The sequence below is a fragment of the Streptomyces roseolilacinus genome, from assembly GCF_014649335.1.
Classification (GTDB): Bacteria; Actinomycetota; Actinomycetes; order Streptomycetales; family Streptomycetaceae; genus Streptomyces; species Streptomyces roseolilacinus.
This window is the reverse complement of sequence record NZ_BMSV01000003.1, coordinates 127121-153266: the sequence shown is the minus strand read 5'-3', so window position 1 is coordinate 153266 and position 26146 is coordinate 127121. Positions and strand designations below refer to the sequence as shown.

General features: G+C 71.9%; 25 protein-coding genes and 2 pseudogenes. 13 read left to right on the top strand and 14 right to left on the bottom strand.

Going from position 1 to position 26146, the window contains the following annotated elements:
- Positions 1-37: 37 nt before the first annotated feature.
- The 13 genes and pseudogenes from IE106_RS08175 to IE106_RS08125 form a co-directional block, all read right to left on the bottom strand.
- Positions 38-1165, bottom strand: coding sequence for an LLM class flavin-dependent oxidoreductase (locus tag IE106_RS08175; protein ID WP_189531442.1), 1128 nt, complete (start codon positions 1163-1165; stop codon positions 38-40).
- 16 nt (positions 1166-1181) lie between these two features.
- Positions 1182-1496: pseudogene (locus IE106_RS08170) on the bottom strand (LLM class flavin-dependent oxidoreductase); the annotation flags it as partial.
- Between the two features lie 13 nt (positions 1497-1509).
- Positions 1510-2955, bottom strand: coding sequence for an NtaA/DmoA family FMN-dependent monooxygenase (locus tag IE106_RS08165; protein ID WP_189531440.1), 1446 nt, complete (start codon positions 2953-2955; stop codon positions 1510-1512).
- Complete coding sequence (locus IE106_RS08160; protein ID WP_229840173.1) at positions 2952-4151, bottom strand: LLM class flavin-dependent oxidoreductase; 1200 nt, start codon at positions 4149-4151, stop codon at positions 2952-2954. The genes IE106_RS08165 and IE106_RS08160 overlap by 4 nt, the downstream gene beginning before the upstream one ends.
- Positions 4152-4280: 129 nt before the next feature.
- Positions 4281-4388, bottom strand: coding sequence for a putative leader peptide (locus IE106_RS30945; protein ID WP_373295928.1), 108 nt, complete (start codon positions 4386-4388; stop codon positions 4281-4283).
- A gap of 117 nt (positions 4389-4505) precedes the next feature.
- Positions 4506-4733 (bottom strand): annotated as a pseudogene (locus IE106_RS30220) (glutathione S-transferase family protein); the annotation flags it as partial.
- A gap of 198 nt (positions 4734-4931) precedes the next feature.
- Positions 4932-5498 (bottom strand): NADPH-dependent FMN reductase, encoded by a 567-nt coding sequence (gene ssuE, locus IE106_RS08155; RefSeq protein WP_189531435.1) that lies wholly within the window; start codon positions 5496-5498, stop codon positions 4932-4934.
- 104 nt (positions 5499-5602) lie between these two features.
- Positions 5603-6589 (bottom strand): ABC transporter substrate-binding protein, encoded by a 987-nt coding sequence (locus IE106_RS08150; protein ID WP_189531433.1) that lies wholly within the window; start codon positions 6587-6589, stop codon positions 5603-5605.
- A 58-nt stretch (positions 6590-6647) separates the two neighbouring features.
- A complete protein-coding gene (locus IE106_RS08145; protein ID WP_308427865.1) occupies positions 6648-7454 on the bottom strand; it encodes an amino acid ABC transporter ATP-binding protein in 807 nt (268 codons plus the stop codon).
- Positions 7451-8479 (bottom strand): amino acid ABC transporter permease, encoded by a 1029-nt coding sequence (locus IE106_RS08140; RefSeq protein ID WP_189532200.1) that lies wholly within the window; start codon positions 8477-8479, stop codon positions 7451-7453. Before IE106_RS08140 ends, IE106_RS08145 begins: the two co-directional genes overlap by 4 nt.
- A gap of 21 nt (positions 8480-8500) precedes the next feature.
- The gene (locus tag IE106_RS08135) at positions 8501-9469 is read right to left on the bottom strand and encodes an ABC transporter substrate-binding protein (RefSeq protein WP_373295920.1); all 969 of its coding nucleotides are present in this window, start codon (positions 9467-9469) and stop codon (positions 8501-8503) included.
- On the bottom strand, positions 9466-9984 hold the full coding sequence (locus IE106_RS08130; protein WP_189531432.1) for a GNAT family N-acetyltransferase: 519 nt from the start codon (positions 9982-9984) through the stop codon (positions 9466-9468). Before IE106_RS08130 ends, IE106_RS08135 begins: the two co-directional genes overlap by 4 nt.
- Complete coding sequence (locus tag IE106_RS08125; protein WP_189531430.1) at positions 9984-11102, bottom strand: LLM class flavin-dependent oxidoreductase; 1119 nt, start codon at positions 11100-11102, stop codon at positions 9984-9986. The genes IE106_RS08130 and IE106_RS08125 overlap by 1 nt, the downstream gene beginning before the upstream one ends.
- Before the next feature lie 710 nt (positions 11103-11812).
- Here IE106_RS08125 and IE106_RS08120 point away from each other — a divergent pair.
- The 13 genes from IE106_RS08120 (at position 11813) to IE106_RS08070 (ending at position 24214) form a co-directional block, all read left to right on the top strand.
- Positions 11813-12823, top strand: a complete 1011-nt coding sequence (locus tag IE106_RS08120; protein ID WP_189531427.1) for an amino acid ABC transporter permease — start codon at positions 11813-11815, stop codon at positions 12821-12823.
- Between the two features lie 99 nt (positions 12824-12922).
- Positions 12923-13012 (top strand): putative leader peptide, encoded by a 90-nt coding sequence (locus IE106_RS30940; protein ID WP_373295919.1) that lies wholly within the window; start codon positions 12923-12925, stop codon positions 13010-13012.
- Between the two features lie 253 nt (positions 13013-13265).
- Positions 13266-14288 carry an ABC transporter substrate-binding protein gene (locus IE106_RS08115; RefSeq protein WP_189531425.1) on the top strand — a complete coding sequence of 341 codons (1023 nt, stop codon included), beginning with the start codon at positions 13266-13268 and terminating at the stop codon, positions 14286-14288.
- Positions 14289-14292: 4 nt separating this feature from the next.
- Positions 14293-15123, top strand: coding sequence for an ABC transporter ATP-binding protein (locus IE106_RS08110; RefSeq protein WP_189531423.1), 831 nt, complete (start codon positions 14293-14295; stop codon positions 15121-15123).
- A complete protein-coding gene (locus IE106_RS08105) occupies positions 15120-16007 on the top strand; it encodes an ABC transporter permease (RefSeq protein WP_189531421.1) in 888 nt (295 codons plus the stop codon). Before IE106_RS08110 ends, IE106_RS08105 begins: the two co-directional genes overlap by 4 nt.
- 50 nt (positions 16008-16057) lie before the next feature.
- Entirely contained in the window at positions 16058-17428 is a 1371-nt protein-coding gene (locus tag IE106_RS08100; RefSeq protein ID WP_189531419.1) for an LLM class flavin-dependent oxidoreductase, read from the top strand.
- 113 nt (positions 17429-17541) lie between these two features.
- Positions 17542-18471, top strand: coding sequence for a TauD/TfdA dioxygenase family protein (locus IE106_RS08095; protein WP_189531417.1), 930 nt, complete (start codon positions 17542-17544; stop codon positions 18469-18471).
- A 508-nt stretch (positions 18472-18979) separates the two neighbouring features.
- On the top strand, positions 18980-19438 hold the full coding sequence (locus tag IE106_RS08090) for an RrF2 family transcriptional regulator (RefSeq protein ID WP_189531415.1): 459 nt from the start codon (positions 18980-18982) through the stop codon (positions 19436-19438).
- Positions 19439-19717: 279 nt separating this feature from the next.
- Entirely contained in the window at positions 19718-20926 is a 1209-nt protein-coding gene (locus IE106_RS08085; RefSeq protein ID WP_189531413.1) for an acyl-CoA dehydrogenase family protein, read from the top strand.
- A complete protein-coding gene (locus IE106_RS30935; protein ID WP_373295918.1) occupies positions 20883-21155 on the top strand; it encodes a putative leader peptide in 273 nt (90 codons plus the stop codon). The genes IE106_RS08085 and IE106_RS30935 overlap by 44 nt, the downstream gene beginning before the upstream one ends.
- A gap of 238 nt (positions 21156-21393) precedes the next feature.
- Positions 21394-22500, top strand: a complete 1107-nt coding sequence (locus tag IE106_RS08080; protein WP_189531411.1) for an aliphatic sulfonate ABC transporter substrate-binding protein — start codon at positions 21394-21396, stop codon at positions 22498-22500.
- Positions 22501-22536: 36 nt separating this feature from the next.
- The gene (locus IE106_RS08075; protein WP_189531410.1) at positions 22537-23340 is read left to right on the top strand and encodes an ABC transporter ATP-binding protein; all 804 of its coding nucleotides are present in this window, start codon (positions 22537-22539) and stop codon (positions 23338-23340) included.
- Positions 23327-24214 carry an ABC transporter permease gene (locus IE106_RS08070; protein ID WP_189531408.1) on the top strand — a complete coding sequence of 296 codons (888 nt, stop codon included), beginning with the start codon at positions 23327-23329 and terminating at the stop codon, positions 24212-24214. The genes IE106_RS08075 and IE106_RS08070 overlap by 14 nt, the downstream gene beginning before the upstream one ends.
- Positions 24215-24744: 530 nt before the next feature.
- On the opposite strand, the gene IE106_RS08065 is transcribed toward IE106_RS08070, so the two are convergent.
- On the bottom strand, positions 24745-26076 hold the full coding sequence (locus tag IE106_RS08065; protein WP_189531405.1) for a class I SAM-dependent RNA methyltransferase: 1332 nt from the start codon (positions 26074-26076) through the stop codon (positions 24745-24747).
- Positions 26077-26146 lie beyond the last annotated feature (70 nt).

Sequence of the window (26146 nt, the reverse complement as noted above, 5' to 3'; positions counted from 1 at the left end):
CCCGCCGCGCGGCATCAGGGACCGGACCGCGATCGGCTCATCGCCGTTGCCACTCCTCTGCCAGGAGTCGGTAGGAGCGGGCCCGGTCGGAGTGGTCGTGGGTGATGGTGGTGATGATCAGTTCGTCGGCGCCGGTGGCCTCCTGCAGTTGTTCGAGCTGGTCCGCGACCCGTCCGGGTGAGCCGACGAACTGGGTGTCGACGCGGTCGGCGACCAGGGCCCGGTCGGCTTCGGTCCAGGCGTGGGCGCGGGCCTCGTCCGGGGTCGGGAAGGGGATGGCGCCCTCGGCGGTGCGGATGCTGCGGACCCACGGGCCGTAGCCGGCGGCGAGTTCGCGTGCGGTCTCGTCGTCCTCGGCGACCACGACGTCGGCGGAGACGCTGACGTAGGGCTTGTCGAGGTGGTCGGAGGGCTGGAACGCGGCCCGGTAGGCCTCGGCCGCCTCCAGTACGGTGGCCGGGCTGACGTGGTAGTTGGCGGTGAAGCGCAGGCCGTTGCGGCCGGCGACGTCGGCGCTCTGTCCGCCGCTGCTGCCGAGGATCCAGACCTCCACGTCCGCGCCCTCGCCGGGGACGGCGTGCGCCTCGGTCCCGTCCGCGGCACGGTAGTCGCCGCGCAGGAGCGCGAGGATGTCGTCGACCTGCTCGCCGTAGTCCTGAGGGCGGGCGCCGGGCTGGTGGAGGAGCTGCTGCTGGAGCCGGAAGCGGGGGGAGCCGAGCAGGTGCTCGAAGGAGAACCGGGGCGGGATCTTCAGGCCGTTGGGGGCGTGCCCGTCGACGACGGGGGCCGTGGTCGGCCGGGGGTCCGCCGTCTGCCCGGAGGGTCGTCCGCCGGACCGGCCGAGACCCAGGTCGAGCCTCCCGGGGTGCAGGGCGTCCAGCAGTCCGAACTCCTCGACGGTGGACAGGGCGGTGCGGTGCCCGAGCTGTACGGCGCCGGAGCCGATCCTGATGGTGGAAGTGGCGGAGGCGGTCAGGGCCAGCACGACGGCGGGAGAGGCTCCGGCCACGCCCGGGTTGAGGTGGTGCTCGGCGAACCAGTAGCGGGCGTAGCCGAACCGCTCGGTCTGCCGGGCCAGGTCGATGGTGTTGCGCAGCGCCTGGGCGGCGCTGGAGCCGGACGGGATCGGAACGAGGTCGAGGACTCCGAGCGGGATACCGGACATGGTCGGGTGCTGCTCCTCAGCGGTCGGTGGGCGCGGGCGCCGGTACGGATACGAGTTCGGGCTCGGGTGCCGCGGTGACCGGAACCCAGGGGAAGGGCGGGTCGGGGATGTCACGTCGCAGTACCGGCGCGACCTCGGACTGGAAGAGTTCGAGCGAAGCCCGGTGCCGGGCGTGGGTGAGACCGCTCGCGTCGGCCTGCAGGTGGAGCACGCCGTGTCCGAACCGCTCGTGGTAGCGGTGCACCTTGTCGATGGTCTGCTGCGGGCTGCCGATCAGCGCCGAGCTGCGTTCGACGAAGTCCTCCAGGGTGGTGAACACCGGCTCCAGGCCCTGGGGGAGGCGCTCACCTCGCCCTGCCTCCGGACGCGGCGGAACAGCTCGTAGCCCTCGGCGTTGCGGTCCCACTGGTCCTCGGGCGTGACGCGCGGGCGTCGGGGTGGGCCAGGCCGAGGTGGTCGCGGAGCGTGGTGCCCGCGTAGTCGTGGCGGAACACTCCGCGTTCCTGGAGCAGCGGGACGACGGTGTCGGCGAACGCGTCGAGGCCGCCGGGGGTGAGGTGCGGAACCAGGATGAAGCCGTCGGCGGCGTCCGTCTGGACGAAGTGGTCGATGGTGTCGGCGACGGTGGCCGGGGAACCGACGAACGACTGGCGGCCGGTGGTCTCGATGACCAGTTCGCGGATCGACAGGTTCTCCGCGGCCGCGCGCTCGCGCCACTGCCTGGCGACGGCGAGCGGGTCGCGGAACATCCGGACACTGGCGCGGCCGCGCGCGATGGTGTGCTCGCCGGGGTCCGGGTCGATGTCCGGGAGCGGGCCGTCCGGGTCGTACGCGGAGAGGTCCCGGTTCCAGACGTGTTCGAGGTACGCGATCGCGGTCTGGCCGCTGACCTGCCGGCGTCGTACCTCACGGGCCAGCTCCTGTGCCTCGGCGTCGGTGTCGCCGAGTACGAAGGTCGCCGCGGGCAGGATCAGGAGCTGGTCGTGGCTTCGGCCGTGGTGGGCCAGACGTCCCTTCACGTCGGTGTAGAAGGCCCGGCCGGCCTCCAGCGCGCTGTGCCGGCTGAAGATGGCGTCGGCCTCGGCGGCGGCGAACTCGCGGCCCTCTTCGGAGTCGCCCGCCTGGAAGATCACCGGGCGGCCCTGCGGGCTGCGCGGGACGTTGAACCGGCCGGTGATGTCGAAGTGCTGCCCCTGGTGGACGAAGGCGCCGGCTTGCGCGTCGTTGAGGAAGAGGCCGGATTCCCGGTCGGCGACGATCTCGTCGCCGTGCCAGGAGTCGAACAGCTCGGTTGCGGTGGACAGGAACTCCCTGGCCCGGGAGTAGCGCCGGCTCTCCGGCAGGAAGCCGCCGCGCCGGAAGTTCTCGCCGGTGAAGGCGTCCCAGGAGGTGACGACGTTCCAGGCGGCGCGTCCGCCGGACAGGTGGTCCAGGCTGGCGAACTGGCGGGCCACCTCGTAGGGCTCGTTGAAGGTGGAGTTGATGGTGCCGGTCAGGCCGAGACGTTCGGTGACGGCGGCGAGCGCGGACAGGACCGTGAAGGTGTCGGGCCGCCCCACCACGTCGAGGTCGTATATCCGGCCGCCCTGTTCGCGCAGTCGCAGTCCCTCGGCGAGGAACAGGAAGTCGAACTTGGCGCGTTCGGCGGTGCGCGCGAAGTGCGCGAACGAGCTGAAGTCGATGTGGCTGCCGGCCCGGGGGTCGCTCCACACGGTGGTGTTGTTGACGCCGGGGAAGTGGGCCGCAAGATGGATCTGCTTCAGGGGCTTGCCGGTGGTCGGGTTCGTCATGGCAGTACGGCTCCTGCCGCTCGGACGGCGGTGGCGTAGCGGTTCGCGGGACGGGCGAGTCCGAGCAGCCCCCGGAGGGTGTCTGCCTCGTAGGCGTGCCGGAAAGCGCCCCGGCGTTGGAGTTCGGGCACCAGGCCCCGTGTGATCTGCTCCAGGTCGTGGCCGATCACTCCGGGGCGGAGCCGGAAGCCGCTGAGGCCGGCCTGACGCAACTCCACTAGCAGATCGGCCAGCCGGCCGGGCGTGCCCGTGAACACCCGGGCGTCGCTGGTGTAGGCGGGGCCCGCGAGGTCGTCCAGGCGGGCCTTGTGGTACTCCGCCGCCTCGGGGTCGTCGTCCAGGAAGACGACCAAGTCACCGAAGACGTGCAGTCGTTCCCCCGCCCGCCCTGCGGCGTCCTGTGCGGCACGGATCTCGGCGACGATGACGCGAGCCTGGTCGGTGTCGTGCGGGGTGACGTACCCGATGTCGGCGGAGCGGCCCACCAGCCGGTACGCCACGCTGTCGTGCGCGAGCGCGCTGACGAGGGGTTGGCCTTGCGGGGGCCGGGGGGTGATCGAGGGGCCCTTGACGCTGAAGTGCTTGCCCTCGAAGTCGATGTAGTGCAGCTTGTCGCGGTCGATGAAGCGTCCGGTGGCGACGTCACGGATCTCCGCGTCGTCCTCCCAGCTGTCCCACAGGCGGCGCACCACCTCGATGTGGTCGGCGGCCTCCTCGAGGAGTTCGGCGATCAGGTCCCGGCCGGCCGGGGTGTCCCGGTCCTCGATGCGGAGGGGCGGGAAGGTACGGCGGCCGAAGTGCGCCGCCTCGTCCCGCCGCGCCGTCACCTGGACGCGCAGGCCCGCGCGGCCGCCGCTGACGTGGTCCAGCGTGGCGATCGCCTTGGAGACGTGGAACGGCTCGGTGTGGGTCGCGACCACGGTCGGCACGAGCCCGATGTGCCGGGTCAGCGGTGCGACCCGGGCGGCGACGAGCACGGCGTCCAGTCGGCCCCGGACCTGGTCGGTGCGCTCGTCCGTCTCCGTGGGGTGCGAGGACTGGAGTCCGAGCCCGTCCTCGAACGTCACGAAGTCGAGCAGGCCGCGTTCGGCCTCGGTCACGAGGTCGGCCCAGTAGCCGGCGGTGAACAGGTCGTGGGGCCGAGCGTCCGGCTCGCGCCACGCCGCCGGGTGCCAGCCGGCGCCGTCCAGTGCCACGGCAAGGTGAAGAGAGGGAGGTGCGGACACGAGAAGGGGGCCTTCCTGGTCGACCGTACGGGGTCATCGGCCCTCGTGCGGAGGGCTCGACGGCGGGGAGCAGGTCAGGGACGACAGGCGGGGAACAGGTCAGGAACGACAGAGGGCGCCGGCCACCCGTCGCAGATCGATGTGGGGGCGGGAGTGCGGGCGGACGCAGCCGTGCGCGAGGAGAACCGCGGCAGCCGGGGCGAGCACACGGGAAGCGGGGAAGACGGGGGACGGCACCGTCACCTCCGCTCTTCCGGTTGCTCGTCCTGCTCGGGCCGGGCCTGCCGCACGCTCCGGCGCGGCAGGTCCCCCTGTCCTCGCAGCCTAGGAGGAGCCGGACGGGCGAAGGTGGAGGGCGTGTTTCGGTTCCATGAAACCGTCCGGGTGCCCTTGGCGTGGCCGGGCGGCCGTCCCGCCCGCGATGTGAGCCGCCCAGTCCAGGATCGGCACGGCCGCCCCCGCGGCCTTCAGTCCTCTGCAGTGGGCGTGGTGCCCACCGGCGATGCCGTCGAGGCTGAGGTGCCGGCCGAAGGCGGGGTGGGCGGCCTCACGGGCAGGCCGGCTCGCCGCCGTGCCGGGGACTCGCCGTCCGGGTCCGTCGCCCGGTACGGCCCCGACTGCCGCAGCGGCACCGCTGCGAGGCCGGACGCGTACCCCTCGTCGCACACCACCACGACGGTCCGGTCATGGCCGGTGACCTCCGGCGACCGGTGGTCGCCGAGCGGATCGAGCCGCCGCTCCGGCTCACGGTCAGGCTGCTCGGCCGACGGCAGCCGGCGGGGCCGTACGACTGCCGAGGGCGTCGGAGAACTGGTCGACGACCTGGGCGAGGGCCTCGGCGGCGCCCGGCGCGACGGTCAGGGCGCCGTCGTCGCCCACCTGGATGTCCTTGTCGAGGGTGAACCAGCCCTGGACGATGTGCGCGGCGCCCATGGAGCTGAGCACGGGGCGCAGGGCGTAGTCGATCGCCAGGACGTGCGCGGTGGTCCCACCGGTCGCCAGCGGAAGGACCGTCTTGCCGACGAGGCCGTACTGCGGCAGCAGGTCGAGCAGGGACTTCAACAGCCCCGAGTAGGCCGCCTTGTAGACGGGCGTGCCGATCACGACTCCATCGGCGCGGGCGAACAGCTCGGTCGCCTCGACGATCGCCGGGTGCCGGAAATCGGCGCCGAGGAGGGCCTCGGCGGGGATGGTACGGACGTCCAGCGGGATCACCTCGTGTCCCCGGGCCGTGAGCCGCCGGTCCAGATGGCGCAGCAGCCGGGCGGTACGAGAGGTGGCGGAGGGGCTTCCGGAGACGGAGAGGACGGTGGCCATGGCGGACCTTTCGGGAGCGAGTACGGGGATGTGCGTGGGACGGTGCGGGGCCGGGCCGCGTACGCGACGGACCGCGGTGTGCGCGGCCCCGCTTCCCGTGACGGCTACTTGCCGGTCTGGGGCAGACCGGGCGGGTTGATCGTGGACGTGGTCACGGCCTCGTCGGACAGGCCCCAGCGCTGCAGCACCTTGGCGTACGTGCCGTTCCCGATGACGTGGTCGAGCGCGTCGGCGAGCGGCTCGGCCAGGCCGTTGTCCTTCTTGGTGGTGGCGGCGATGAGGCCCTGGAGGGTGGAGCCGGCTCCGGAGTACGTGCCGACGACCTCGGTCTTGCCGGTGGTGGCCGCGTGGTAGGCGGCGGTCGGATGGGGACCGAGGTAGAGGTCGATACGGCCGGACTGGAGGGCGAGGTAGGTGTCGCTGTCGTCCTGGTAGTACTTGATGTCCACCGGCTTGCGGCCGGCCTTCTCGTTCGCCTTGCTCCATTCGACGAGCAGCTTCTCCTGGTTGGTGCCGCTGCCCACGGCGACCGTCCTGCCCGCCACGTCCTCGGGCCCGGTGATCTTCAGGCCGCTGCCCTTCTTCGCCTCGAAGCCCAGGTTGTCCTCGCGGTAGGTGGCGAAGTCGTACTTCTCCTTGCGCTCCTCGGTGACGGTGATGTTGCTGAAGCCGACGTCGTACTTGGAGCTGTCGAGGCCGACGAAGATGTTCTCCCAGGAGACCGTGTTGATGTGCGGCTTGAGGCCGAGCACGTCGGCGACCAGATGGGCGATGTCGGGCTCGACACCGATGACGGTCTTGTTGTCGGTGGCGAAGAAGGTCAGCGGCGCGGCCGAGCCGGAGGAGTCGACGATCTCCAGGGTGCCTCGCTTGCGGATCTCCTCCGGGACCTCGGCGGCGATGGAGTCGACCCTGCCGGTGGTGACGCGGTTCTGGTCGGGGCTCAGGTTGATCTTCACCGTGCCGCCCGACGCGGCCGCGACCTCGGTCGTGCCGCCGTCGGAAGGGTTGCCGCACGCGGCGAGGACGAGGGCTGCGGTCAGTCCCAGCGAGGCGGCAGTGGTGGTACGGCGGCGTATCGAGGTGGACATGGTCGTGCTCCTTGCCGGGGGAGGTCGGGGGGCGGGCGTGAGGGGTCGGTAGGGGTGGTCAGAGGACCTTGGAGAGGAAGGCGCGAGTGCGCTCGTGCCGCGGGTCGTCCAGGACGGCCGCCGGCGGACCCTGCTCCACGACGACACCGCCGTCCATGAACACCACGGTGTCGGCGACCTCGCGGGCGAAGCCGATCTCGTGGGTCACGACGATCATGGTGGTGCCGGTGCGGGCCAGGTCCTTGATGACGTCGAGGACCTCGCCGACGAGTTCCGGGTCGAGCGCCGAGGTGGGCTCGTCGAAGAGCAGCACCTTGGGCTGGAGGGCGAGTGCGCGGGCGATGGCCACGCGCTGCTGCTGGCCGCCGGAGAGCTGCCTCGGATAGGCGTCGGCCTTGTCGGCGAGGCCGACGCGGTCGAGGAGCCGGCGGGCGGTCTCCTCCGCTTCCTCGCGCGGGCGGCGCAGTGCGGAGACGGGGGCCTCGATCAGGTTGTCCAGCACGGTCAGGTGCGGGAAGAGGTTGAAGTTCTGGAAGACGAACCCGATGTGGGTGCGCTGTTTGAGGACGTCCTTCTCCTTCAGCTCGTACAGCTTGCCGCCGGAGCGGCGGTAGCCGATGAGCTCGCCGTCGATGCTGATCCAGCCGCGGTTGACCTTCTCCAGGTGGTTGATGGTGCGCAGCAGGGTGGATTTCCCGGAGCCGGAGGGGCCGAGGATCACGGTGATCTCGCCGGCGCGGACCTTCAGGTCGACGCCGCGCAGCACCTCCAGCGGGCCGAAGCTCTTGTGGACGCCGTGGACGTCCACCATGACGCCGTCGGCTGTCGGCTTCGCGTCCTCGACGGCCTCGGTCACGTCGCTCATCGGTTCTCTCCCAGGGGCTTCGGGGGTACGACGGGCTGGTCGCGCCGTGCGGCCGCCTCGCGCAGGTCGCGTACGAAGCGCCGGGCGCGCCGGAGCGGGGTGGGCGGCGGAGTGCGGTCGGCGCCTCGGGCGAAGTGGCGTTCCACGTAGTACTGCGCGACCGACAGCAGGGTGGTGAGGACCACGTACCAGGCGGTGGCGACAAGGAGCAGGGGGATCACCCGGCCGTTGCGGCCGTAGATCACCTGCACCTGGTAGAAGAGCTCGCCGATGGACATCACGTACACCACCGAGGTGCCCTTGAGCAGGCCGATGACCTCGTTGCCTGCCGTGGGCAGGATGGCGCGCATGGCCTGCGGCAGTACGATCCGGCGGATCTGTCGCAGCCGGGGGATGCCGAGGGCGGCGGCGGCCTCCGACTGCCCGTGGTCGACGGCGATCACGCCGCCGCGCACGATCTCGGCGGCGTAGGCCGCCTGATGGAGCGTCAGCCCGATGACGGCGGCGCCGATGGTGCCGATGAGGCTGTTGCTGTCGACGGACCAGAGCACCGGCCCGAAGGGGATGCCGACGCCCAACTCCTCGTACAGGGCGCTCAGGTTGAACCAGAACACCAGCTGGACGATCATCGGGACGGACCGGAAGATCCAGATGTAGGACCAGGCGACGGTCTGCAGCACCGGGCTGCCCGACAGCCTCATGAACGCCAGGACGGTGCCGAGGAGAAAGCCGAGGACGGTGGCGTACGCGGTGAGCTGGAGGGTCACCCACACCGCCTGGACGATCGTCTCGGACAGGAAGTAGGCGCGGAAGACGCCCCACTCCCAGACCGGGTTGGTGGCCAGCCCGTGCACGAACTGGGACACCAGCACGATCACGGCGACGGCCGCCGCCCAGCGGGCGTAGTGGCGGACGGGGACGACCTCGAGGGCGGCCGGGTCGTCCGGGGCCGGCCGTGTTTCGCGGTCGGCGCCAGGGGAGGCCGCGCCCGGTGGCGCGGCGGTGGGATCGGCGGTGAGAGCCATCGTGGTGTTCCTGCTCAACTCTCATGTGTGCTCGGGCGGGTTGATCTGGGACGTGTCGATCGCGGAGGCAGCGGTGCCCCACTTCCCGAGGATCCGGGCGTACGTGCCGTCCTTGATCAGCTCGTTGACGGCGGCCTGGAACGCCCTGGTGAGCGGGGAGCCCTTCTTGAAGGCGAAGCCGACGTCGAGGCGGTGGTACTCGCCGAGGAAGGCGGTCTGCGCGGCGGGCTGCGCCGCCTGGTGGCGCAGCCCGTTGATGGTCGACATGACGACGTCGATCCGGCCCTGCTGGAGCGCGGTGAGCGTCGCGCCGTTCTCCGAGTAGACCTTGACGTCGTACGGCTTCTTGCCGGCCTCGGCGCACACGCCCTTCTTCGCGGTCAGGGTCGCCTCGAAGGTGGTGCCGGCACCGGTGCCGATGGTCAGCCCGCACAGCTGGGTGAGGTCGGTGACCTTCGTCGTGAGGGTGGGGTTGCCCTTCCTCACCGCGAAGCCCTGGCCGTCGTTGATGTAGGTGACGAAGTCGACGGTCTTCAGGCGTTCGGCGGTGACGCCGAAGTTGCCGGTGCCGACGTCGTACTTGCCGCTGCCGAGGGCGGGCAGGATCGTCTCGAAGGAGGCGTCCTGCCGCTCCAGCTTCACACCGAGGACCTTGGCCACCGCGTCGGCCATGTCGATGTCCTGGCCGGCGGGCGGCTTGTCCTGCCCGTTCGGGTAGTACGCGCCGGGCGGGGATCCGATCGAGCTGCCGATCCGCAGCGTGCCCGCCTCGCGTACGTCGGCGGGCAGGAGGGCGGCGGCGGATTCCACCTTGCGTACGGCGGCGATCGGGTCGTCGGTCGGCGCCGGTGATGCCTGGGCGCCCACCGGGGTGCTGCCCGAGGGGTCGCCGGAACCGCAGGCGGTCAGGGCGATGAGGGGCGCCAGCGCGGCGGTGGCGGCGGCGACGCGCAGACAGCGCAGGTGTGTTCCGATGTCACGGGCGCTCACAGACGTGCCGCCTTTCCTGGGTGGGTCGCGGTTGCCGGCAGGTGTTTTTCGAAGGGCAGCGGGCCGATGGCCTCCGGGTCGGCCTCCGTGTCGAACAGCGGGGCGTAGCCGGTGGCCAGGTACAGGCCGCGGGCCTCGGGCTGGCGTGGGCCGGTGGTCAGGTAGATCCGCCGGTAGTCACGGGCGCTCGCCTCGCGTTCCAGTTCGGCGACGACACGTCTGGCGAGGCCCTTGCGGCGGTGGGCGGAGTGCGTCCAGATCCGTTTCAGCTCGGCCGTGGTCGCGTCGTAGCGGCGGAAGGCGCCGCCCGCGACCGGCTCGCCGTGTTCGAGGAGCAGGAGCAGGATGCCGCCGTGCGGGGCGGTGAACTCCTCGTCGGGGTAGCGGGAGAACTCGGCGTGCGCGTCCTTGCCGTAGCGCCGGGAGTACTCGTCGCCCAGTTCCCGCAGCAGGGGCCGGACGCGGGGGTCGGAGACAGGGACGTGGATCACCGACGGTTCCGGGGTGTACGTCATCACCTCACCACCGCGAGGGTGCCGCGCGCCGCCCGCTCGGCGTCGCGCTTGGCGACCTCCTCGCGGACGATCGGGATCACGTACCGGCCGAAGTCGACGGCGTCGCCCAGAAGGTCGTAGCCGCGGGCGGAGAGGATGTCGACGCCGAGGTCGTAGTAGTCGAGGAGCGCCTGGGCGACCGTCTCCGGGGTGCCGACCAGGGCGTTGGAGTTGCCGGACCCTCCGGTCGCGGCGGCGGTCGGGGTCCACAGGGCGCGGTCGTAGCGCTCCCCCGCCTCGGCGATGGCGATCAGCCGCTGCGAGCCGGCGTTTTCCGGGGCGCCGGTGCGGTGCCGCCGCTTGGGTCCTGCCGCGCCCCGGTCCCGGATGGCGTCGAGGGTGCGGTGGGCCTTCTCCCAGGCCAGTTCCTCGGTCGGGGCGATGATCGGCCGGAACGCCACCTGGATGCGGGGCACATCGGTCCGGCCCGCGGCCTTCGCGGCGGCCTTCACGGCCTCGATCTGCTCGGCGGTCCTGGCCAGGGGCTCGCCCCACAGGCAGTAGACGTCGGCCTCGGCGCCCCCGGCCTCGTACGCCGCCGGCGACGATCCCCCGAACGACACGTCGGGACGGGGACGTTGCGCCGGGAAGACGTCACTGACGAAGTCGTGGAAGCGGTAGTGCTCGCCTTCGTGGTCGAAGGGCTCGTGGGTGGTCCAGATCTTCTTGACGATCCGGATGTACTCGCGGGTGCGGGCGTAGCGCTCGTCCTTGGTGAGCGTGTCGCCCTCACGGCCCTGCTCGTGATCGTTGCCGCCGGTGATGAAGTGCACGGTCAGCCTGCCCTCGCTGATCTGGTCGAGGGTGGCGAAGGTCTTGGCGGCGAAGGTGGGGTACGAGACGTTGGGCCGGTGGGCGAGGAGGAGCTGGAGACGGTCCAGCCGGCTCGCGACGTACGCGGCGGCCGGCGCGGGGTCGGGCGATCCGGAGCCGTAGGCGAACAGCACCCGGTCCCAGCCGTGGTCCTCGTGCGCCCGGGCGAGCCGGAGCGTGTACTCCTTGTCGAAGGCGGCGCCGGAGCGCGGGGTGGTTTCGGAGCCGTCGTTGGTGGCGGCGATGCCAAGGAACTCCACGGGCATGGGAGATGGCCTTTCCTCAAGTCCTCGGGCCGTGCCGTCGTGCGGCGGCACGGGCCGGGCACGGCGGAGCAGGGCAGCCTTCGGCGCGGACGGTGTGACGGCGCTTCAGGGTGCTGGGAAACAGGTCGGAACGGGTGTGACGACGCCGGGGCGGGGACCTCGGGCGAGGGAGGGCGGCGGCAGCGCGGTCAGGTCTCGCAGGACGGTCCGTACGCGGGCTCGACGTGTGCCGAGCACCTGCGTACGACGGTGCCACGAGGGAAGGAACTCGGCCCGCGACGGGGTCACCGAGGGAGGGAAGGGCCGGTCAGACGGCCCGCTGCCGCGTCAGGCGCAACACGCCGCGGACCACACCCGACCGAAGTCGATGTGGTCACGGGTGACCAGGCGCTGCTCGGCGTTCATGCGACCAATTGAGCAGTACATCGTGCTTCCCGTCAACCACGGCCCGGATGCCGGACCGGCGTCGGGCGGCTCCCGGGGGCCGGTGTGGTTGACACCTGCGCGCGGTGCGCCCGTACGATCGAGGCCGGACCGGCTCCGCCGCGCGCGGTGGCCGTACCGGCCGCGTTGAGGGACGCGGCGAGTGTGACGACGTCGGAGACCAGCCTCCAACCCAGTGCCCCGCGCCGGGTCCGTCCGGAGTCCGTGCACGTGCGCCGCCGGGTGGCCACCGCCGCCCGCGCCTCCCTCACCTGGAGAGCCTTCTGATGGCTTCGCCGTCCGACGTCCACCGCCCCTCCCCCGTCTCCGCGTCCTTCCCACCTCCACGACACCCGAGCCCCTCCGACGGTCGGGGCCACGAAGTCGATCTCCCGCGGATCGTGCCGCGCCGGCACGTCGGCCGCCGGCTGACGGCCGTCGTCGCGCTGCTGGTCTTCGCGATGGTGGTCAACTCCGTCGTCCGCAACCGCGCCTTCCAGTGGGACGTGGTCGGCCGCTACTTCACCACCACCGCCGTGCTGGAGGGGTTGCTCCTCACCCTGTGGCTGACCGGTGTGGTGATGGTGCTCGGCTTCCTGCTCGGCACTCCCCTGGCCGTGATGCGCCTGTCCGCCAACCCGGTTCTGCGCACGCTGAGCTGGGGCTACGTGTGGATCTTCCGGTCCACCCCGCTGCTGGTGCAGCTGCTGTTCTGGTTCAACATCGGCGCGCTCTACCCCACGCTGGGACTCGGCATCCCCTTCGGGCCCGAGTTCGTCACCGTCAAGACCGTCAACCTGCTCGGCCCCACCCTCACCGCCGTCATCGGCCTGACCCTGCACGAAGCCGCCTATGCCGCAGAGGTGGTGCGCGGCGGCATCCTCTCGGTCGACGCCGGCCAGACGGAAGCCGCCCAGGCTCTCGGCATCGGCAGGCCGCGCGCCCTGCGCCGGATCGTCGTCCCCCAGGCGATGCGCGCCATCGTCCCGACCGCGGGGAACATGCTGATCGGCACCCTGAAGGGCACCAGCATCGTCAGCGTCCTCGCGGTGCACGACCTGCTGTACTCGGTGCAGCTGGTCTACAACCAGACGTACCAGGTCATCCCGCTGCTGATGGTGGCCACCGTCTGGTACATCGCCGTCACCACCGTGCTCGGCGCGGGTCAGTTCTACGTCGAGCGCCACTACGCACGCGGCTCCGCCCGTGCGCTGCCGCCCACCCCCCTGCGGCGGCTCGGGATCCGTCTGGCCGATCTGCGCGCCCGGCTGGAGAGGGCGACCGCGCGACGCGGATGATGAACGGCACGCTTCAGGCGCGTGTCGTGAAATCCGGAATGTGATACGGCGCTGTTTCTCGCATTGACGTGGCTCATTCCCGCTGCCAGCCTCGTTGGCATGAGCCAGTCAGCGAACCTCAGCACGCGGCTGCACGTCGATCTCCGGCGGCATGCCAGCGCTCTCTGTGTGTTCTGCTGCGACTGCTAGACGACCTGCCGGCGGGCACGTCACAGGCCGCCGCCCCGGACGTCCCCGCACGCGTGCGGCGTGTTCACCGCTTCTCCTTCCCCGCGCTTTCCCTGGTTCCTGACTCTCTCCGGAATTCGGCGGCACCCCCTGCGCCGCGATTCCGTCGCATTCCTCCAGGGCGCCGTGGACGGATTCGTCCACGCTCCTCACCGCTCTCCGATCCGCCTTCGAGGCCCCCGCCCCATCGGCCCCCTCCGAACAGGACATACCCATGAGCACGTTGTCCCCGGCGAACCGGCGCCAGTTCCTCGCCCTGCTCGGCCTCTCGGCCGTCGCGGTCGGCTGCGGCACGGCCGCGGGTAGCGGCGGCTCCGCCAAGGGTGGCACCAAGACGCTCCGCTACCAGGGCTGGACCGGCCAGGTCACCCCCGCCGAACTCGCACAGGACCTCGGCTACCTGGAGGACGTGAGACTGGAGTGGGTCGGCAACACCATCAGCGGCCCTCAGGACATCCAGTCGGCGGCCACCGGCCAGACCGACTTCGGCGGCGCGTTCAACGGAGCGGTGGTCAAGCTGGCCGCGAGCGGCGCCCCGATCAAGGCAGTCATCAGCTACTACGGCTCCGACAAGGACTCCTACAGCGGTTACTACGTCCTCGCCGACAGCCCCGTCCGCTCCGCCCGCGACCTCATCGGCAGGAAGGTCGGCATGAACACCCTCGGCGCGCACTCCGAGGCCATGCTCGACATCTACCTCCAGCGCGGCGGGCTGTCCCCGGCGGACGCCGACAAGGTCGAGCCCCTCGTCGTGCCTCCCGTGAACACCGAACAGTCCCTGCGCCAGAAGCAGATCGACGTCGCCGTGCTCGGCGGGGTCCTGCGCGACAAGGCGTTGGCGAAGGGAGGGCTGCGGCCGCTGTTCACCGACCACCGGCTCCTGGGCTCCTTCAGCGCCGGCACGTACGTGCTGACCGAACGCTTCATCAAGCAGAACCCGGACACGGTACGGACCTTCGTCACCGCGGTGGGCCGGGCACTCGACTGGTCGCGCGCCACCCCGCGCGACGAGGTCGTCGCCCGGATGACGGAGATCGTCCGGAAGCGGAAGCGGAACGAGGACCTCGACGCCCTGCGCTACTGGAGGTCGTACGGCGTGGCCGGGTCCGGCGGGCGCATCACGGGCAAGGAGCTCCAGCTCTGGATCGACTGGCTGGCCCAGCGCGGAGACGTCGACCGCGGCCGGGTCCGGCTCGACGACCTCTACACCAACGACTTCAACCGCAACGGGAGGTGACCTCGTGACCGCCGCGCATACAGCGAAGATCGTCTTCGACGGGGTGCGCAAGGAGTTCCCCGTCAAAGGCAGGGACGGCGCACACTCGGTCGTCACCGCGCTCGACGGTGTCGACCTGACCGTCGGCGCCGGTGAGTTCCTCGTCGTGGTGGGGCCCAGCGGCTGCGGCAAGTCGTCGCTGCTCGACCTCCTCGGCGGCCTGTCCCGGCCCACCTCGGGCCGCATCCTGCTCGACGGCTCCCCCGTGACCGGGCCGGACCTCGACCGGGGCATCGTGTTCCAGCAGTACGCGCTGCTGCCCTGGCGCACCGCCCAGGGCAACGTCGAGTTCGGGCTCGAGGCCATCGGTGTCCCCCGGCGCGAACGGGCGACCCGGGCCCGGGAGTTCCTGGACCTGGTCGGGCTGAGCGGGTTCGAGGGCCGGCATCCGCACGAGCTGTCGGGCGGGATGCGGCAGCGGGTCGCCATCGCCCGAAGCCTCGCGTACGACCCGGACGTGCTGCTGATGGACGAGCCGTTCGCGGCGCTGGACGCCCAGACACGGGAGTCGCTCCAGGACGAACTGCTGCGCATCTGGAAGGCCACCGGCAAGACGGTCGTCTTCATCACGCACGGCATCGACGAGGCCGTGCACCTGGGGCAGCGGGTGGCCGTGATGACCTCCAGGCCCGGCCGGATCAAGGAGGTCGTACCGATCGACCTGTCTGCCCCGGGGGACGGCGACGACCCGCGCTCCAGCCCCGGGTTCTCCCGCCACCGGCACCACATCTGGTCCCTGCTCCGCGACGAGGTGTCCAGGGCCCAGCAGGAGGAGAGGGAGGGAGTCGCCGTATGAGTACCGTGACCACCGAGGCCGGTACCGGCCTCGCCGTCCGTCCCGGGGCGGCGTCCCCGAAGACCACCGCCCGGCCCCCGGTACGCCCCAGGCGGTCTTGGTGGGCGCCGCGCCGACTGGCGTACGGGCTCGTCAGGACCGGCACCAGGTCGGCGGCCGTCGTGGCCCTGCTCCTGCTGTGGGAGGCCGCGCCCCGGCTCGGCCTCGTCGACCGGACGTTCCTTCCCCCGTTCAGCGAGGTCGCCCAGGCGTGGTGGCGGCTCGCCGCCGACGGGCAGCTCGCCGACAACGCGCGGGCCAGCCTCACCCGCTCCCTCAGCGGCTTCGGGATCGCGGTGGCGTTCGCCGTACCCCTCGGTCTGCTGATCGGCTGGTACCGGCCGGTGGCGGATCTGCTCGGGCCGCTGCTCGAAGTCTTCCGCAACACCGCCGCCCTCGCCCTGCTGCCGGTGTTCGTGCTGCTGCTCGGCATCGGCGAGACGTCCAAGATCTCGATCGTCGTGTACGCCTGCACCTGGCCCGTGCTGCTCAGCACCATCAGCGCCGTACGGTCCGTGGACCCGACCCTGCTCCGGCTGGCGCGGTCGCTCGACCTTCCCGCGACACGGCTGTTCCAGAAGGTGATCCTCCCGGCGTCGGTGCCGGCGGTGTTCACGGGCGTCCGGCTGGCGGGAGCCGTGTCCATCCTGGTCCTGGTGGCCGCCGAGATGATCGGCGCCAAGGCGGGGCTCGGCTATCTGATCAATGCCTCGCAGTACAACTTCGCCATCCCGCAGATGTACGCCGGGATCATCACGATCTCCGCGATCGGCGTGGTCTTCAACCAGCTCCTCGTCGCTCTGGAGCGGCGCCTCAGCTCCTGGCGCGTCCCCGCGAACGGCTGAACCACGCCCAGCCGCCTCCCCGTACTCGCCCACCCACCCAGGACACCGCCATGCCCGGATCACCGCCCCGTCCCCGTCACCTGCATCTGAACGCCTTCCTGATGAACGCCGGCCACCACGACGCCGCCTGGCGGCACCCCCGCACCACGCCGGAGCGCGTCACCGATCTGACGTACTTCCAGGAGCTGGCCCGGACCGCCGAGCGCGGGCTGCTCGACTCGGTGTTCCTCGCCGACGGGCTCGCCCTGTGGGGCAACGCCCGCCACAACGCACTGGGCGGCTTCGAGCCGCTCACCCTCCTGTCGGCGCTGGCCGTCGCCACCGAGCGCATCGGGCTCATCGCCACCGTCTCGACCACGTTCAACGAACCGTTCACGACGGCCCGGGCCTTCGCCTCCCTCGACCACCTCAGCGGCGGCCGGGCCGGATGGAACATCGTGACCTCGGGAACCGTCGACGAGGCCCGCAACTTCGGCCGCGACGAACACCTGGAGCACGGCCTGCGCTACGAGCGGGCCCGGGAGTTCGTCGACGTCACCGTCAAGCTGTGGGACAGCTGGGCCGACGACGCCATCGTCCTCGACCGCGCGGGCGGCGTCTACGCGGACACCGACAAGGTCCGGCCCATCGACCACCGCGGGACGCGCTTCCGGGTGCGCGGCCCCCTGAACGTGCCCCGCTCCCCGCAGGGGCACCCGTTGCTGGTGCAGGCGGGATCGTCGGAGGACGGCAAGGAGTTCGCGGCCCGGTACGCGGAGGCAGTGTTCACCGCGCAGCAGACCCTGTCCGACGCCCAGGCGTTCTACAAGGACCTCAAGGGCAGGGCGGCCCGCCACGGCCGGGCCGAGGACGACCTGAGGATCCTGCCCGGCATCTGCCCCGTCCTCGGCTCGACGGAGGCGGAGGCCCGCGCCCTGGAACAGGAGCTCACCGACCTCCAGGTGCCGGAGTACGGCCTCGCCCAGCTCTCCGGGATGCTCGGAACCGACCTGACCGGCCTGCCGCTGGACGGCCCGCTGCCCGAGCTGCCGGCCGAGCACGACATCAACGGCAACAGGAGCCGTTTCGCACTCGTCGCCGAACTCGCACGGCGGGACGGGCTCACCCTGCGCGAGCTGATCGCCCGGCTCGGCGGCGGACGCGGTCACCGGGTCGTCGCCGGCACCGCCGAGCAGATCGCCGACCAGCTCCAGGAGTGGTTCGCCCAGGGTGCGGCCGACGGGTTCAACATCATGCCGCCGTACCTGCCCGGCGGGCTGGACCACTTCGTCGACCAGGTCGTCCCGATCCTCCAGGCCCGCGGCCTTTTCCGTACGGAGTACACCGGCCGCACTCTGCGCGAGCACTACGGGCTGCCGCGGCCGGCGGCCGCCACGGACCCGGCGCCCGAAGCGGCCGCCCCCGCCGGAGGGAAGGCATGACCGGCGGTCCGCTCGACCTCACCACCGACGTCCCCGCCGTCGGGCGGCCGCTCGCCGCCCCCGGCGACCACGGGCCCTCCCGGCCCCTCATCCCCTGAAAGGACCAGCCCCGCATGACCACTTCGCCCCTCGCACCCGCCGCCCCCGCCACGTCGGCCGGATTCGACATCCGAAGGATCGGCGGCCGCATCGGCGCCGAGATCCACGGCCTGGACCTGGCGGGCGGCCTCACTCCGGATACCGTCACGGCGCTCAACGGCGCCCTGCTGGAACACAAGGCCCTCGTCTTCCGCGACCAGAACCTCGACGACGACGGGCAGCTCCGCTTCGCCTCCCTCTTCGGCGAGCTGACGAACGCCCACCCCACCGTGCCGGCCGTCGACGGACGGCCGCAGATCCTGCCGGTGGACGGTGACGAGGGCATCCGCGCCAACCACTGGCACACGGACGTCACCTTCGTCCGCACCCCGCCCAAGGCGTCCACCCTACGGGCCCTGGTCGTCCCGCCGTACGGCGGCAACACCCTGATCGCCAACGCGGCCGCCGCCTACCGGGACCTGCCGGAGCCGCTGCGCGAGCTCGCCGACCGGCTGTGGGCGGTGCACACCAACGCGTACGACTACGCCGAGCCGAAGAACGAGAAGGCCGCCGAGCACCGCAGGCAGTTCGTCTCGCGGCGCTACCGCACCGCCCACCCGGTCGTGCGCGTCCATCCCGAGAGCGGTGAACGGGGCCTGTTCATCGGCGGGTTCGCGCAGAGCCTGATCGGGTTCGGCCCGGCGGAGTCGCGGGTCCTGCTGGGGCTCCTCCAGTCGTACGTCACCCGGCCCGAGAACCTGGTGCGGATCTCCTGGAACGCCGGGGACCTGGTGCTGTTCGACAACCGCATCACCCAGCACTACGCCCCGGACGACTACGGCGACCTGCCGCGCCTGCTGCACCGCGTCACGGTCGCCGGAGACGCCCCCACCGCCGTCGACGGCGCGCACAGCTACGTCGTCGAAGGCGACGAGGCCGCCCACTACACGCCCGTGGCTGCCTGACCCGCCCCGCCCACGGCAGCGGGGCCCCGGCCCGCGACCCGGACCGGGGCCCCGCTGCCGGCCGTCGTCCCGGTGCTCGACCCGACGGATGCGGCGGCCCGCCGTGTGGGGCGGGCCGCCGCGCTCGATGTCGTGGGGGCACGACGGTGCCTGTCGGCCGGGGAGGTGGGGGCACCCCGGCCGGGGCCCGGTGCTGGGCGCGGTCGGCAGCACGACGGGGTCGATGTCCGGCGGCAGGGAGGTGCTGGTGACGGATCCGGCCGGATGGCGTCGTCGTCGTACGCCAGGCGGCTCCGCACGGCCCCGCGGTGCCTGATCGGGTCGCGAAGAGAGAGGGAGAGAAGGACGCGAAGAAGACCAGCGGCCGCAATGCCGCTGCGCGCGCCGAGAGCCCCCGCCAACACTTCCCTACTGGTCGCACAGGAAAAGCCCCACCGCTCGATCCAGGCGGGCGTCACCTCGCCCGACCCGTCGCGATCAGCGACGGGTCGGGCGGGATAATGCCCTCATGCGCATCTCAGCCAAGGTGGACTACGCGGTACGGGCCGCGCTCCTCCTCGCCGGCGCCCCCGAGGGCGGCCCTCTGAAGGCGGAGGCCATCGCCGAGGCGCAGGAGATCCCGCACAAGTTCCTCGAAGGCATCCTCAACGACATGCGCCGCGGCGGGCTGGCGGTCAGCCAGCGCGGCGCCGGCGGCGGCTACCGACTGGCCAGGGCCGCCGAGGACATCTCCGTCGCCGACGTGGTGCGGGCGGTCGAGGGCCCGCTGGTCTCCGTGCGCGGCGTGCGCCCCCCGGAGCTTTCGTACGACGGCCCCGCGCATTCGCTGCTGCCGCTGTGGGTGGCCCTGCGCGCGAACGTCCGCCAGATCCTGGAAGGCGTCTCGCTGGCGGACATCGCCTCGGGCGAACTCCCCGAGGTCGTGCACTCCCTGGCGCAGGATCCGGCCGCCTGGACCAATCCCTGACACGACGCGTGAGACCCCGCCTCTCCCCCGTCTCCGCACCCGAGACGCAGCCGTCCGCCCTTCGGTCACCCTCTTGCCAGGTACGCGCCTCCAGCGCAATATCCCTATCAATTCGATGGGAAAACTAGGGATACGAGGGGGACGCGGCGCCAAGGTGCCCCGATGCCCTCGACACACCTCGGGAGCAGGGCACATGACCACCACCGCGCACCGCCACGGCTCCGCCACCCCACTGGTCCCCGGACCGCACTCCCGCACCTCGGCCTGCCGGTGAGCGCCATGCCGTCGACGCCGACCACGACCCTCCCCCCGTCCGCCGACGAGCGGCGGCGCGAGCTCCTGCGTACCGCCCGTGACGTGGCGGACGACCTCGCCACGGACGCGATCGCCCGAGACCAGGCGGGCAAACCGCCCGTCGACGAGACGGCCCGGCTGCGCGAGGCCGGCCTGCCGGCGGCCCTCACCCCACCCCTGCGGGGCGCCGGGACGGACTGGCGCACCGGGTGCGCCGTCATACGGGAGGTCGCCACGGCGGACAGCTCCCTCGGCGAAGTCCTCGCCCGTCACTACGCGCACGCGTGGAGCGGCCGCTTCTACGCAGGGCACCACGGCGCGTCCGACCTCGAAGAGGAGGCGGTGCGCGGGCAGTGGCTGTGGGCCGGGGCCGTCCGCGCCCCGGGCTCGGCACACGACACCGGCGGACCGGACCTCGCCCTGATGCCGCTCGACACGGGCTACGCGCTGAACGGGCGCCGCACCGTGGACACCGCGGTGACCGTCGCCGACCAGTTCCTGGTGGACGCCGTGTGCGTCGTGACGGGAGACGTGCTCGTCGTACGCGTCCCGGCCGACGACCCGGGAGTGATCGCCGAACCGGCCGACGACCGTCTCGGCCAGCGCGTCGCCGGCGCGGGCGCGGTCGTCATGGACGGCGTCGTCGTCACCTCCCGGCAGGTACTCGGGCACCGGCCGCAGGACGAGGAGTCGACCGCGCCCTTCACCGCGCTCGCCGAGCCCGCGCTCCGCCTCGGCCTGTGCCACGTCGGCCTGGGCATCGCCGAGGGCGCTCTCATCGAAGCCCGCGACCTCGGCAGGAACGCCCGTGTCCCCCGACCGCTCGGCGACGACCCCGACCTGCTCCTCACGTACGGCGAACTCGCCTCCGCCGCACAGACGGCCGCCGCCGTGGTCGAGAGGGCGACGGGCGCGATGGCGCGCGCACTGAGCGCCGGAGCGGAGCTCGGTCCCGAGGAACCGGCGGCCGTGGACGCCCTTGTCGCCACGGCCGAGACCGTCACGACGAGGGCGGCCCTTCACATCACGACCCGAGTCCTGGAGCTGGTGGACGCCGTCGGCCTGGACCGCTTCTGGCGCAACGCCCGCACCCTGACGGCCCACCACCCGACCGCCCACCGCCTGCGCGCCATCGGCGACCACTACCTCAATGGCCACGGCCGGGCGACGGCACCGCCGCACCTGTACCAGTGACCTGCGGCGTCTCGTACACCAAGACGAGATCGTCCATTATGCGAAATCCCCCTTGGGGCTGAAACCCGCCTCTGCCACTATGCCTATCAGCCAGGTGGGAAAACTAGGGATTCCAGGGGGTGGAGCCGTGCGCGCGCTGAAGCAGGCAGGCGACTCCCTCCCCCTCCTCACCTCCCGCCGGCACATCGACCTCGGCCGCGTGTCCAGCGCCATCTGTCGACCCTTCTGAGGCCGTTCAGCCGGTCCGTCTCCCCACCCGCGGAACTCCGCCGCCGTACACGTCCCGGCCTGAACCCGCGTCAACCGTTTGAGGCGCGGTCCGGCCGTGCACGGCGCTCCCGGCACCTCTGCCTCGGCTCCGGCACCTCCCCACGACTCGCCCGCGATGACGGCCGCGAGTGGCCGCCGGGGCATCTCGTCGCGCATCTCCGCTCCTCCCGAGCCCCTTTCCTCGAAAGGACACCTCCGTGTCTGCCACAAGACCGCTCACCGCCCTGCGTACCGTCGCCGCCGTGGCGGCGCTTCCCTTCCTGCTCACCGCCTGCGGCTACGGCTCCCAGGCGACCGAGGACGCCGAGCAGCCCAAGGTGGCGGCCGGCGCCGAGAAGCTCTCCGCCGGCGAGGTGAGGATCGGCTACTTCCCGAACCTGACGCACGCCACCGCTCTCGTGGGCGTCCAGGAGGGCCTGTTCCAGAAGGAACTCGGCGGCACCACGATCAAGCCCTCGACCTTCAACGCCGGCCCGTCCGAGATCGAGGCCCTGAACGCCGGCTCGATCGACATCGGCTTCATCGGCCCCTCCCCCGCCATCAACGGCTACACCAAGTCCAAGGGCCAGAACCTGAGGATCATCTCCGGTTCCGCCTCCGGCGGCGTGAGGCTCGTGGTGAACCCCGAGAAGATCAAGACCCTGGACGACGTCAAGGGCAAGCGGATCGCGACCCCGCAGCTCGGCAACACGCAGGACGTCGCGTTCCTGCACTGGGTCGCGGAGAAGGGCTGGAAGGTCGACTCGCAGAGCGGCAAGGGCGACGTCTCGGTGGTGCGTACGGACAACAAGGTAACCCCGGACGCCTACAAGTCCGGTTCCATCGACGGGGCGTGGGTGCCGGAGCCGACCGCGTCCAAGCTGGTCAGCGAGGGCGCGAAGGCCCTCCTCGACGAGTCCGACCTGTGGCCCGGGAAGAAGTTCGTGATCACGAACATCATCGTGCGGCAGGCGTTCCTCAAGGAGCACCCCGACGTGGTGGAAGCCGTGCTGCGCGGCACGGTGAAGACCAACGCCTGGATCACCGCCAACCCGGACAAGGCCAAGGAATCAGTGAACGCGGCGCTGAAGAAGGAGACCGGCAAGCCGCTGTCGGACGAGGTCATCGACGCGGCCTGGCCGTCCATCACCGTCACCGACGACCCGCTCGCCGCCACCCTCCGGGCACAGGCGGACCACGCGGTGGACGCCGGCCTGCTGAAGCAGCCCGAGCTGGCGGGCATCTACGACCTCACGCTGCTCAACAAGGTGCTCAAGGCCGCGGGCAAGCCGGAGGTCTCCGACGCCGGTCTCGGCGCGAAGTAAACCCGTGGCAGCCCGAACTCCCAGGAGGTGAAGACCATGGCCACGACCCCGACGCTCGCCAAGGCCGACGACGAGGACGAGAGCCGTACGGCGGTGGCGCACGCCGCCCGGATCGAGCATGTCTCGAAGTCCTTCGGCGGACCCGCCGACGCACAGCTCGTGCTCGACGACATCTCACTCGATGTCGCCCCGGGCGAGTTCGTCACCCTCCTGGGAGCCTCCGGCTGCGGCAAGTCCACGCTGCTCAACCTGGTCGCGGGGCTGGACTCGCCCACCGCCGGTTCCCTCACGACGGCCGGCCGGCCCGCCCTGATGTTCCAGGAGCACGCCCTGTTCCCGTGGCTCACCGCGGGCAAGAACATCGAACTCGCCCTCAGGCTGCGCGGGGTCACGAAGGCCGAGCGCCGCCCGGAGGCGGAGCGCCTGCTCGAACTGGTCCGGCTCGGCGGCTCGTACGGCAAGCGGGTGCACGAGCTGTCCGGCGGCATGCGCCAGCGTGTGGCGCTCGCCCGGGCCCTCGCCCAGGACAGCGATCTGCTGCTGATGGACGAGCCGTTCGCGGCGCTCGACGCGATCACGCGGGACGTGCTGCACGACGAGCTCACCCGGATCTGGCGCGAGACCGGGCTCTCGGTCCTGTTCGTCACCCACAACGTGCGCGAGGCCGTGCGGCTCGCCGAGCGCGTCGTCCTGCTCTCGTCCCGCCCCGGCCGGATCGCCCGCGAGTGGACCATCGACATCCCGCAGCCGCGCCGCGTCGAGGACGCCGCCGTGGCGGAGCTGTCCGTCGAGATCACCGAAGAACTGCGCAAGGAGATCCGCCGCCATGGCCAGCACTGAGACGAACCCCGTCAAGGCCGACGACCTGGCCGGTCTGGAGGCCGGCCTCGACGCCCTCGACACCGTGCAGATCCGCCGCACCCCGGTGCGCGAGGTCCTCCTGAAGAAGGTCCTGCCGCCGGTCCTCGCCGTCACGCTCGTGGTGGCGGCGTGGCAGCTGCTCGTGACCCTGAAGGTCGCCGACGAGGGCAAGCTGCCGGCTCCGTCCGCTGTCTGGGACAGCCTCGCCACGATGTGGATGGAGGGCACGCTCCTCGGCATCCTGTGGACCAGCGTCTCCCGAGCGCTGCTCGGCTTCCTCTTCGCCCTGGCGATCGGCACACCGCTCGGCCTGTTCGTCGCCCGGGTGGGCGTGGTGCGCACCGCGATCGGTCCGATCCTGTCCGGCCTGCAGTCGCTGCCCTCGGTCGCCTGGGTGGCCCCGGCCGTGCTCTGGCTCGGCCTCAACGACAGCATGATGTACGCGGTGATCCTGCTCGGCGCGGTTCCCTCGATCGCCAACGGTCTGGTGGCCGGCGTCGACCAGGTCCCGCCGCTCTTCCTGCGGGCCGGACGTACGCTGGGCGCGACCGGCCTCAGGGGCGCCTGGCACATCGTCATGCCGGCCGCGCTGCCCGGCTACCTCGCGGGCCTGAAGCAGGGCTGGGCGTTCTCCTGGCGCTCGCTGATGGCCGCCGAGATCATCGCGTCGTCCCCCGACCTGGGCCTCGGCCTCGGCCAGCTCCTGGAGAACGGCCGCAACAACTTCGACATGCCGGGGATCTTCCTCGCGATCATCCTGATCCTGCTCGTCGGTGTCGCCGTCGACCTCCTGTTCTTCAGTCCGCTGGAGCGCGCGGTGCTGCGCCGCCGCGGCCTGCTGGTGAAGGGCTGAGCGTCCCCCCGTCGGCATTGGTGCGGCGCGACGAATCGTGGGCGGGTGTCCCGTGCCGTCCGCCGAAGGCGGGGCCCTGTCCCGGCGGACGGCATCCGCTGCCGAAGAGGATGCCGTCATGGCCACCGACCACGACCTCGCGGCCGCGGGGGTGCGACCACACCCCGTCCGAACGCCTCCGCCTCGTCCTCAGCGGCGGCCCACCGCACCGGGCGGGCGGGGCGAACGGGCCGACACCCCCGGCCGCCCCCTCGGAGACCAGCTCGCCGAAATCGCCCAAGAGGTCACCCCCGCGGCCGAGCCGCCGAACGCGGACGCCTCGACGAGATCGAAGCGGCACGCCAGAAGCGCATCCGCTGGGAAGCCGCCGTGGAAGAAGCCCGCATCCGACCCTCGGGAGCACGCCTCCCACCCAGCACGACCTGCACGATCAGCCAGGTGACACCCCATCGGAACGGACATCAAACGAGCGTCGTGACATCGCCCGTAACGCCCACACCGCACCTCATGCGCACCCGCAAAACCACAGGTCAGGCGTCCTTCTTGACCGGCTCAAGGACCGCGACGCACTCCACGTGGTGGGTCATCGGGAACAGGTCGAACGCCCGCAGCGTGCGGGGCTTGTAGCCGGCCTCGCGGAAGTACGCCAGGTCGCGGGCGAGGGCGGCCGGGTCGCAGGCGACGTAGGCGATGCGGCGGGCGCCCAGGGCGGCGAGGTGGCGGACGACCTGCTTGCCGGCGCCCGCGCGGGGCGGGTCCAGGACGATGAGGTCGACCTCCGTGATGCCCGTGCGCGGCAGGACCTGGTCCACCTTGCCCTGCTCGATGCGGACCCGGTCGAAGCCCTGCAGGTTGTGGCGGGCGTCCTCCACCGCGCGCTTGCCCGACTCGATGCCGAGGACCGCCCCCTTGTCGCCGACGCGGTCCGCGAGGGCGCCCGCGAAGAGGCCGGCGCCGCAGTACAGGTCGAGGGCCGTGTCGCCCTTGCGGGGCAGGAGGCCCTGCATGACGGCGCGGACCAGGGTGTCGGCGGCCTTCGGGTGGACCTGCCAGAAGCCGCCGTTGCCGACGCGGTAGGTGCGGTCGTCGGCGCGCTCGCGGACGAAGGGGCGGCCGTGGACGCGGTGGACGCCGCCGTCCTTCTCCTCCACGCGCAGCACCGACACCGGCTTGTCGAGCTCGACGAGCGGCAGGCGGGCGCCGGGGCGCGGGGTGAGGACGACCTGGCGGTCCTGCGAGCCGCTCGCGGCGATCGCCTCGACCGACGCCATGCCCGGCCACTGCCGCTTCTCGACGCCCAGCTCGCTCACGCCCTCGGCGGCGATCATGCAGTGGTCGATCGGCTCGACCTCGTGGGAGCGGTGGCGGCGCAGGCCCGCGCGGCCGGACGCGTCGACGGCGTACTGGACGCGGGTGCGCCACTGCGGGACCTCGCCGGCCGGCAGCTTGTCGCCCTCGGCGGGGACGACCGTGCCGTCCCAGCCGGCCTCCTCGGGCGTGAGGCCCGCGAGGCGGCGCAGCTGCTCCGCGACGACCTCGCCTTTGAGGCGGCGCTGGGCGCCCGGCTTGGCGTGCTGCCAGTCGCAGCCGCCGCAGCGGCCGGGGCCGGCGTACGGGCAGGGTGCCTCGATGCGGTCCTTGGAGGCGTCGAGGACGGTGACCGCGTCGGCCCGCAGGAAGCGGGACGTCTCGTCGCCCTCGGTCACGCGGGCGACGACCCGCTCCCCCGGCAGCGCGTGCCGGACGAACAGGACGCGGCCCTCCTCGGTGCGGGCGATGCAGTGGCCGCCATGCGCGACGGGGCCGACCTCGACCTCGTACTCCTCGCCGACCAGCGAGGACTCGGGTGCGTTCTTCGGCATGGCGGGGTGACTCCAAGGAGGGAAGGGGGGTGCTCGCGGTGGTCGGGTGACCAGCCGTCCAGTCTACGTC